This is a genomic window from Occallatibacter sp. (assembly GCF_035317045.1).
Lineage (GTDB): Bacteria > Acidobacteriota > Terriglobia > Terriglobales > Acidobacteriaceae > Telmatobacter.
Window position 1 is genome coordinate 1 of the sequence record NZ_DATHHT010000008.1, and the last position, 9,632, is coordinate 9,632.

The following is a 9,632-nucleotide window of genomic DNA, read 5'->3' on the forward strand; positions in this document are numbered from 1 at the left end:
CTCGGGGGACTCGGGGCAGACGCCCTGAAACGGGATTCCCGCCCCCGCAAGGATGAACGCCGGCACTCCGAAGCGCTTGCCCTTCAGAGCGTCCTTCTTCAGGTATTGCGTGTAGGGCCCAGGCATGGCCTTGGTGGCTGCCTCTGTCGTTCGCGGGTCGGCGGGATCAGGCCCAGCCATCACACCGAGAGCGATTGCCGCGTCGGTCACATTGCGGGCGATGGGCCCAGTGTTGTCGAGCAGCCAATCGAGCGGAGCGATGCCCGCAATGGGGACAAGGCCGCGCGTTGGGAAGACGCCCACCACAGAGCTGGTCGCGGCGGGCATGCGGATCGAGTTCCCCGTATCGGTCCCATTGCCGAGGACAGCTTCGTTCGAAGTGACGGCCGTGACCGTTCCGCCCGATGAGCCTCCCGGCGAGAAGCGCACATCGTAAGCGTTGCCCGTTCGACCGAAAGAAGAGCTGCGATTGGTGTCGGAGGCGGCGAAGTCCGGCATGTTGGTATGGCCGAGGAGCACCGCCCCCGCTGCACGAAGTCTGGCGACGATGGGAGCATCCTTTGGAGCGATCAGTTCATGGCCGGGGATGGTGTAACCCTTCCATCCATCGGTCGTCACGAGGCCTTCGATAGATGTGTTTGCCTTGATGACCATCGGAATGCCCCACAGTGGCGTGGGATGCGCGCCAGGCCCTTCGCGATCAAGCCGTGCCGCCGCAGCAAGTGCTCCCTGTTCATCGAGGGTTTCGATATCGCGATAGATACCGTTGTAGCGATGAATGCGCGCAAGATACCAGCGCGTGACCTGCGTGACGGTGTAGCGATGCGACTGATAGAACGCCTCGATCTGCGGGATGGTGGCTTCGAGGAGATCGGTATCGGCGGAGGCAGGCAACTTCGCCGTTTGTCCGCGGCCGCAGACAGTAGTTGCGAAGAGCGAGAAGAAGTGCAGATTGCAGGCTTGTACGCAAGCGTGGCGACTCCTTGAGGGATGGTTAGCCATAGCCTACACGGGAGCCGCATCGGCTTGTACAGATTGACGGCACCGAAGCCAGCGTGATCCGATCAAGACAGTGAGCCGCAAGTCCGCACTTCCTGTGGATGCGATTCTGCCAGAGATGATCGAATCTCTGCGGCAGACGCCGAATCTCGTCATCGAAGCTCCGCCCGGCGCGGGCAAGACGACGCGCGTTCCGCCTGCGGTGCTCGATGTGGTGCAGGGCAACGTCATCGTCTTAGAGCCGCGTCGCATCGCATCGCGCCTTTCCGCGCGCCGGGTCGCGTGGGAGCTTGGCGAAGAGGCCGGTGAGACTGTCGGCTACCAGGTTCGCTTCGAGGAGAAGACCGGGCCGCGCACACGACTGCGCTTCGTCACCGAAGGCATCCTGACGCGGCGGCTTATGAGCGACCCAACGCTGAAGGGCGTGGACGCGGTCATCCTCGACGAGTTTCACGAGCGCCATCTCGACAGCGATCTTGCGCTCGCCCTGCTAAAACGACTTCAACAGACGCGGCCCGCGCTAAGCATCATCGTGATGTCGGCGACGCTCGACGCTGCGCCGATCGCCCGCTTCCTTGGCGATTGTCCGGTGCTCCGTTCTGAAGGCCGCATGTTTCCGCTCTCGATCCGCCACATGCCTTACTCTCCGGAGTCGCTGCAGGTGCAGGTGCGGAAGGCAGTCGAACTTCTGTTGAGAGAGAAGCACTCTGGCCATATGCTCGCGTTTCTGCCTGGCATCGCGGAGATACGGCAGACCATGCGTGAGTGCGAGTCCGCCGCGCGAAGTGCAGGGCTGCTTCTGCTGCCGCTCCACGGCGATCTCACGCCCGCCGAACAGGACCAGGCAGTGATGTCGAGTCTGACACGAAAGCTGATCCTGGCGACGAACGTGGCTGAGAGTTCGGTCACGGTCGAAGGCGTGACCGCCGTCATCGACAGCGGCCTTGCGCGAATCGCAACGTACTCTCCGTGGACAGGTCTTCCGACGTTGCAGGTAGGCCGGATCAGCAAGGCCTCCGCCACACAGCGTGCGGGCCGTGCGGGACGTACTGCTCTTGGCGAGGTGCTTCGGCTTTATCCGGAAGAGGACTACCTGCTGCGGCCACAGCAGGACAGTCCGGAGATTGCGCGCAGCGATCTTTCGCAGCTTCTGTTGACGTTGCGGGTGATGAAGGCCGGGCACTTCAATGAAGTTGACTGGCTCGACGCTCCGCCTGCCGAGGCTGTCGAGGTAGCGGAGTCGCTGCTCGATCAGATTGGAGCGAAGGACGAGATGGCCGAGCGCATGAGCCGCTACCCTCTCTCACCGCGACTCTCACGCATCCTCGTTGCGGCAATCGATCGAGGAGTCGGCGAAGATGGATGTCGCGTCGCCGCGATACTCAGCCTTGGCGAGCGAAACGAGAAGAGTGACCTGCTCGAAGCGCTGGATCGCGCGCCAAGTCCTCGCGGGCGACAGCACGCAGAGCAACTGCTGCGAGCGGCGCGCCTATCGGGAAAGCCTCGCCATGATGACGACGCTCTGTTGCTCTCCGTTCTTGCGGGCTTTCCGGACCGCGTCGCGTGCAGAAGATCCGGCAGTCAGATCATGCTGTCGAACGGCGTCACGGCAGAGGTTGCCGGTGCGGCGCACGGCTACGAGTTCATGATGGCCATCGACGTGGAGGACCGCAAGGAGAAGCCGATGCCGCTGGTCCGTATGACCGCGCGCATCGAGCCGGAGTGGCTGCTCGATCTCTTCCCCGAGCGGGTGAAGGAGAGCTCGACCGTAGTATGGAACCGCACCAACGAGCGCGTAGAGCAGGTGAACGCGCTTCTCTACGACAAGCTCGTGATCGACGAGTCGCGCGGCCCCGCACCGGATGGGGCTGCGGCCGACCTGCTTGCGTGCAGAGCGCTCGAGGTGGGCATCGATCAGTTTGTGGAGAAGGAACTCCTCGACCAACACCTGGCGCGACTGGCGTTCGCAGGCTTCGACGCCCCCGATATTCCGCAGACACTGCGCGAGTTGTGCCTTGGGCTGCATAGCTTCGGCGAACTGAAAAACGCGGCGGAGGGCTTCATCGCTCTGCTCGAACAGCAGGTGAATGGGAGACTGCTGAACGATCTCGCCCCACTCAGCGTGCGCCTTGCGAGCGGCCGGCAGACGAAGATTCACTACGAACCGGAGAGGCCACCGTGGATCTCATCGCGCCTGCAGGATTTCTTCGGAATGACGGAGAGCCCGAAGATCGGTCCGAACAAAACGCCTCTGGTCGCTCACCTGCTCGCGCCGAATCATCGTGCGGTCCAGACCACGACCGACCTCGCAGGCTTCTGGGAGCGCCTCTATCCGCAGGTACGCAAGGAATTGATGCGGCGCTATCCCCGGCACCAGTGGCCCGACCGGCCCTGAGTGCAAGAGGTAGCGAATGCCGCTCGCGCGCAGGTTTTAGCGGCCACCCTGATTTGATTCCCGTCGTGAATTTACTAATGCGATGAAAATCCGGACGGCACAGCTGCCTCAAGATTGATTTGTTCTCCGGTGATGGGGTGGTGGAACTTCAAAAACTGGGCGTGCAGGAGATATCCTCCATCGCCCGGGAGACCGGGGAGACTTTCAAGAGGCTTGCCGGTTGGGCCGTACAGCGGATCGCCTACCAGGGGATAGCCGATGGATGCCAGATGGATTCTGATTTGATGAGGGCGACCCGAACGTAGGCTTACCTCGAATGTTGTGGTGCTTGTCGTGCGTGAGATCACCTTCGCCAAGGACTTTGACGGTTTGCCACCTGGGCTGGCGGCCCACACGGAACCGATGAGCGGGTGCGGCACAAGGCCGATGGGTGTGAGAATTTCGTAGGCGTCGCACTGTGCAATGCCTTGAGCCAGCGCGCGGTAGATCTTTTGAACTCTGGGTGTGTTCCAGTCTGCGGATAGTTTAGAGGCCGCCTGCGGTGTTTTGGCGAAGAGGACGATGCCGGTAGTGGCTCGGCCCAGCCGGTGGACAGGGTTTGCGTTGGGGTCTTGCTTTTGCACCAGGCGCAGGAGGGTGTTTTCCATGAAGCCGCCGCCGGGGAGGGTGGGCAAACCGCCAGGTTTGTTGACGGCCAACAGATGGGCGTCATCAAACAGGACTTCGAAGTGCTGAGGAGAGTCTGGCTCGATCCACGGCGGCCGGTTCCAGACAAGAGTTTGGCCTGAAATGAGCGATTCGATTCCGATGGCGGTGACGTCGTCGACGGTGACTTGGCGGTCGTCCAGGTTTTGTTGCCAGCCTTGAGGGGTTGAGTGTGGGTAGAGACTCGCCAGATGGGAGAGCAGGGTTCGTCCATGATCTCTGCTGCTAATGATTGTCGTGTAGGCATAGCCCCGGTTGAGCATGTAGGTCGAGTCTAAGCTATGGCTTCTGCGACTGAAGCTGCTGGGTTTCGAGCGGCACTGGATTTAGGCAGTAAGAGCTCTAAACGCGTCTGGATTCCGAGCGGACCACGAGCCATCCAGAAGTTATGCCTTTAGATCAGGACCGAAATACGTGCTTGTCGTCTCTTATACGGAAGCCGACGGTTCGCAATCTCAATGAGCGACAAATCGCCGAGTCACTCTTTGAGCCCATGATTCGTACCGCCAAGTCGGCTTGTAGCCAGTGACTGCCAGCTTCCGAGAAGGCGTTTTTGATTACCAAACATCTATATGCGCTCGCTCATCAACGAGATACCTGCGAACGAAGCCGCGACAGATCAGTGAGGCACGGTTGGCGATTAAAGCGTTGCTGGTGGATGTGGATGGCGTACTGGTTGACGGTCGACCAGAGGACGGGCTCCATTGGCAGACATCCTTGAACGAAGATCTAGGATTCACTGCTGACGCCCTTCACCAAGAATTGCTGCTTTTGTTGTGCGAACAAAGAATATCTAGAAATTGGCTTTTCGTACCGTGAAGTGGGCATGGCGCCAGGAATCCCATCTCCTGTCCGTATTTCTGCGAGCAAGCTCCTGTCCGCGAATGCGGTTCGTTCCTAGTTGCGACTGAATGTCTATCCTGAGAGGAGTAAAGACCTCACCCGTTTGGGCTATGCGGATGGACTGTGGCGAGAGCTTGACCTACAGAATTTGCATGGCCCATAGAACGAGGGCCCTTATGATGTTGGTATTTTAAGGAGCCCCTTCATGGCGATTCAGAAAATCACTGCTGGGCAGGGTCTGGTCGGCGGCGGAACCTCGTCCAATGTAAACGTTGCAATAGACGTCAGCGTTGTTCCCCAACTGGACGGCGGCAATGCCTTCACAGGAAATCAAACGGTAGACGGCGACATGCTCGTCGGCAATACGCTGACCACGACATTCTTGGCCGTCAACAGCGCTGATCTTGTACCCAATCTGAATGCCAACCTCTTAGAGAATATTCCAGCGTCGGGGTTCGCTAAGACGGGGGCGCACAATACATTTGACCGTGGACAAACAATCAATGGAAGCGTCGTGGTAAGCGGCAACAGCGTAGAAATAAACCCATATCCAGAGTTCGGGATGTCTCAATCAGGAGTGATTGGCTTCGGGTGCAACGACTATACGAACGAAACACCTGAAGCAATTCCCGAAGCCGGCGCGGGTGTTGTCGGGATGGGTGGTTATCAGATTAATCCGGGCTCAGGAACGGGTGGTTGCGGAGTATTTGGCTTAGGCGGCGATCAAATCGGCTTTGGTGGAGGAGGATCCGGCGTCTCAGGCTTCGGGGGCGATGGAAGCGACGGCCAATGGGGCGGGAATGGCGGCGACTTTCTTGGCGGTGCAGCAAATAACGGAAGTGGTGGACCCGGTATTGCCGTCAAAGGAGGAAATGCAGAGTTTCCTACGCGCGCCGCTTATGAAGATGAGTTTCACACGGCAGGGAACGGAGTCAATGCTGACGGCGGAATGAGTTGGTCGCCGTACGCGGGGCCGGGTATGGGTGGCATTTTCTTCGGTGGAAGCGGTCAATACGTGAACGGAGCCGACGGGATCTGGGGCGTTCCGGGTTATGGACCAACGCGCAAGATGGATGGGCGCGCCGGGGTCTTCGAAGGAAATGTACTGGTGATGGGGAATTTGCATGTTTCTGGCCATAAATCGTTCGTGATAGATCACCCGGTCCGGCCCGCGGAGCAGTTGTTGACGCATGCCTGCGTAGAGTCTTCTGAGTTACTCACGATCTACAGTGGAAATGCGGTGATGAACACAAAGGGACGCGCATCGGTGAGGCTACCAAAATGGTTTGAAGCCTTGAATCAGGACTTCCGGTATCAGCTCACAGCGATTGGTGCAGCCGCGCCAGTCTTCATCGAACAAGAGATACAGAATTGTCGTTTCGTCATCGCTGGTGGGAGGCCGCACATGAAAGTCTCATGGCAGATTACTGCTGTTCGCCATGACGCTTACGCGAAGATTGAGCCACTGGAAGTAGAAACCAAGAAGGCGAAACGGGAACGAGGCTTCTATGTGCACCCCGCGGCCTTCAAACAGCAGGAACGCAAAGGGCTGCAATGGGCAAACCATCCAGAGGTGATGAGGCAAATTGCTGAACGGCGCTCTGAGTTTGCCAAAGGAGAGCACCAGAACAGGGCAGGCAAAAAAGCAGAGGTCATCATGAAACCATGAACGAGGAGGGCGAAGTCCTGGCGGTTGAAAATCCCATCTTTCGATGAGCTTGTCGGTTACCGTAATTTATCTTGACCTTTTAAGTGCTTCGACTAGAATACGCCCTTAAAGATCGGAGGGATCATGTCCAACATCGCATCCCACAACTTGTCCGAGGCAGATCGCGCGGAAATCAAGATCCAAATGCAGCGCATCGCAGTGGCCGAAGACAAGGTCGCCAAAATTCTTGCTGGCTACTTTGGGGAAAAGGCCGGCAAGCTTGTTTATGATCACAAGCCGCAGGAGCCTCAGACCCCCGTCGTTCGACTCGCCGGCCCAGAGAAAAAGTTGATCGCAGTCGTTGATTTCGGTAACGGTTACGGCTGCTATTATGATCCGCCGGGGGTCTGCGAACGTTGCTGAGTATTCTCAGTCTCGTGCGGTCGGACTCGGGAAAAGTCGAGGTTAGTTTTCGTCGCTCACGGAACGAGCTAACGTGCTTGCAACAGCATATCCATCGCCCGGCGAAAGCGCTGTGTGGTTTTGGGACAACGCCTATAGGAATGCGGTCCGAGGGCTTTCTAGGCGACCGTGGCTCGGAACGACCCTCCCTTGGGACCAAAGCATCGAGATCACAAAGGTTCTGCACATGCAAGCCTGCGAACCGCAGCGAGTTTGAGATTGATGGTTGATGGTGCGTATCTGCGCTGCTCCAACGCAATCCTTAGCGAGTCACTACGGTCTTGTTGAACGCGAGCCGTGGCTCGGAGCAGTACCACTCGATAAGGTCGCGGATGGCGTGTTCGTACGACCTTCGCGAGTTCAAAGACGGAAGGCTGTTGAGAACTGCAGATTTGGAATAGTCAAGGTCGGGAAGCTTGAGAACACTCTGTGGTTTCTTCGGTCTTTTCGCCATGAAGACGGCATCCTAGCCGTGGCGAAGGGATTTCTTGGCATTGCATGCGGAGATATGCTGAATTGCATGATCTCTCTGGGACTTTCCAACTCCGAGATGAGTGGCGGCCCCCAACCGCCCCTTGAAGTTTTGCGTGCGCTTGGAGAGGCCGCTGCGTGGTGCTCTCGCCATCCGCTTCGGGCAGACCGCCTGCGCAGTTCGTCACGTCGAGTAAGATGGGCCCAGCCTCCTATTGGTACCAGCGAGGAAAGAAGGCACACAACCGTATGTCTTTCAAAGACGCAGTGTGAAATCTTCATCGTCCAAAACCAAAAGTTTGATGCTCAGGTTCCACCGAAAGAGGAGTAGAGCGGGCATTCTTTCAATAGCATTCGACTGATGGCGCGCCTTAAGAATAGGTGCGAGTGATAAGTCGCCAATGCACTCACTGAACACTCAAGACAACCACATGTCCGAATAGTCGGCTTTCGGACACGTGACCGACCGTTCAACTATTGCTAACAAGACGATTCATTCAATGACTCTGAACAGGGAGGCAGTTAGGGCTGCAAAGTCTTGTCGTCGCTCTCGAGTTTGCAGTCACGTAATCACTTCCATGTGTTTCTCAACGGCGTTGAAGTCGGACACTGGTCCGAGCTCAATCAGGGCCAGCTACCCAATTCGCTTGGCCAGCTCGTGGGTCGACCCGAAGCCGTCGAATGCGACCTTGAATTGCGCCGTGGCGTTACTGTGGACGTACCCGGCGAGTACACCGAGGAGCAGCTCCGCTTGCTTCACACTCCACGACGCGGCGAATAGATCATGGCAACCAGGAAAACGAAACAGCCTCGAAAAAACGCCTCGGCTCAGTCCACCATTAGTGTTGAAGAGCAGTTGGCTGAAGCCCTTACCGAGAAACCAAATCAGATAACTGCGGATCATGCCAATGCCAGAGTCCCGACTCTCGGCGAGAGAGTGAGTATAGGCAGCTCGGGGCCCGTCTTCAGCATCACCCGTGTCAGCGAAAAAGACGTCGACCTCCAGCTTCCCGGTACTAATATAGAGCGGTTCCGCGTGCCGGTTGATGATCTGCAATACCTCGATGCGCCGAAGGAAGCGAGCCGATCGAGCAAATCCGTGAAGCCGGTGATCAGTCTGGAAGAGGTCCGAGAGCGCATTACCACCGCACAACAAAGCAGTATCGACCAATTCAGCGGCGAAATCGCAATGCTCAAAAAGTACTTGAAGAGCAAAGGCATCGATCAGGACGCGCTCGATGAACTGGATGATCTTTGCAACGACACCGAAAAGAGATGGCACGCGGCAGTTGAGAGCATCGAAGGCTTATTGGAGGATTAGCCTCGTACAGCTATTCGCGTCAAATTCGCATCGAAAACGATCATGCAGGCGACGGCGTGACTGGCCAGAATAAATCGTGGCTCTACGTCTGTCCGAAACTCTATAGGAGGTACGTACAGCCATGGCAGCGAACCCTGAAGACTTCGATACTTCGGACTCGAAGCTAACTCTCGCAAAACAATTGGTGGGATTGGTGTGGGGGTCGAACACCATGCCCGCGACATTCGAAGTTGAATACGAAGGCATAAAATGGGAGGTTATAGTGCGAGTCAAGGAGGCAGCCTCATGACCGATCCTGAGGGTTGCGTACCAACATTTCGGGTGAACCTGCGACACGATACGGGTCCACAGCCTTATATCGTCTCCGTCTCAATCGTTCATCCTGATGTGGCAGGCTTTCGAGGCATCGTCCGCCGATTGGCCAGCAAGCAGGAGATAATCCACGCTTTCGATATCGCAGGAATTAATCAGGCGCGCTATGCCGACGCGCTGACCGCGATCGATGGAGGCTCGTACTGCTGCATCGATGTGAATCAAAACGAAGCTCAGAAACTGCAAATTCTACAGACGGATTCCACCGAATAATCCATGTGTGGTCGCTACTACCGACGCTCTGACAAACAGAAGATCGCTGAGTCATTCCACATCCCGCATGGCGATGACGTTATCCTGCCTCCGTGGGACTACAACGTCGCCCCGACGACGCATCAGCCTGTGATCCGCCACAATCGCGACACCGGCGATCGGGAGCTCATACTGATGCGCCGGGGTCTCATTCCCTTCTTTGC

Annotated in this window: 8 protein-coding genes; 5 read left to right on the forward strand and 3 right to left on the reverse strand. The window is 57.5% G+C overall.

Features of this window, described 5'->3' with window-relative positions; translation table 11 throughout:
• Positions 1-1,002: amidase (locus VK574_RS03280; RefSeq protein WP_472798378.1), on the reverse strand; the 1,002-nt coding region annotated here is incomplete at its 3' end.
• Between the two features lie 70 nt (positions 1,003-1,072).
• Here VK574_RS03280 and hrpB point away from each other — a divergent pair.
• Positions 1,073-3,394 (forward strand): ATP-dependent helicase HrpB, encoded by a 2,322-nt coding sequence (gene hrpB / locus VK574_RS03285; RefSeq protein ID WP_472798379.1) that lies wholly within the window; start codon positions 1,073-1,075, stop codon positions 3,392-3,394.
• Between the two features lie 74 nt (positions 3,395-3,468).
• On the opposite strand, the gene VK574_RS03290 is transcribed toward hrpB, so the two are convergent.
• Positions 3,469-4,362 carry an RluA family pseudouridine synthase gene (locus VK574_RS03290; protein WP_472798380.1) on the reverse strand — a complete coding sequence of 298 codons (894 nt, stop codon included), beginning with the start codon at positions 4,360-4,362 and terminating at the stop codon, positions 3,469-3,471.
• A gap of 785 nt (positions 4,363-5,147) precedes the next feature.
• Between VK574_RS03290 and VK574_RS03295 the strand changes: the two genes are divergently transcribed.
• Both VK574_RS03295 and VK574_RS03300 read left to right on the forward strand, forming a co-directional pair.
• Positions 5,148-6,611, forward strand: a complete 1,464-nt coding sequence (locus VK574_RS03295; RefSeq protein ID WP_472798381.1) for a hypothetical protein — start codon at positions 5,148-5,150, stop codon at positions 6,609-6,611.
• Positions 6,612-6,734: 123 nt separating this feature from the next.
• Positions 6,735-7,013 carry a hypothetical protein gene (locus VK574_RS03300; RefSeq protein WP_472798382.1) on the forward strand — a complete coding sequence of 93 codons (279 nt, stop codon included), beginning with the start codon at positions 6,735-6,737 and terminating at the stop codon, positions 7,011-7,013.
• Between the two features lie 1,144 nt (positions 7,014-8,157).
• Here the strand turns inward: VK574_RS03300 and VK574_RS03305 are convergent.
• Entirely contained in the window at positions 8,158-8,805 is a 648-nt protein-coding gene (locus VK574_RS03305) for a hypothetical protein (RefSeq protein ID WP_472798383.1), read from the reverse strand.
• Positions 8,806-9,129: 324 nt separating this feature from the next.
• Here VK574_RS03305 and VK574_RS03310 point away from each other — a divergent pair, with 324 nt between their 5' ends.
• Positions 9,130-9,429, forward strand: coding sequence for a hypothetical protein (locus tag VK574_RS03310; protein WP_472798384.1), 300 nt, complete (start codon positions 9,130-9,132; stop codon positions 9,427-9,429).
• Between the two features lie 3 nt (positions 9,430-9,432).
• Positions 9,433-9,632, forward strand: a 200-nt coding sequence (locus VK574_RS03315; RefSeq protein WP_472798385.1) for an SOS response-associated peptidase family protein, incomplete at its 3' end; no start/stop codon positions are given.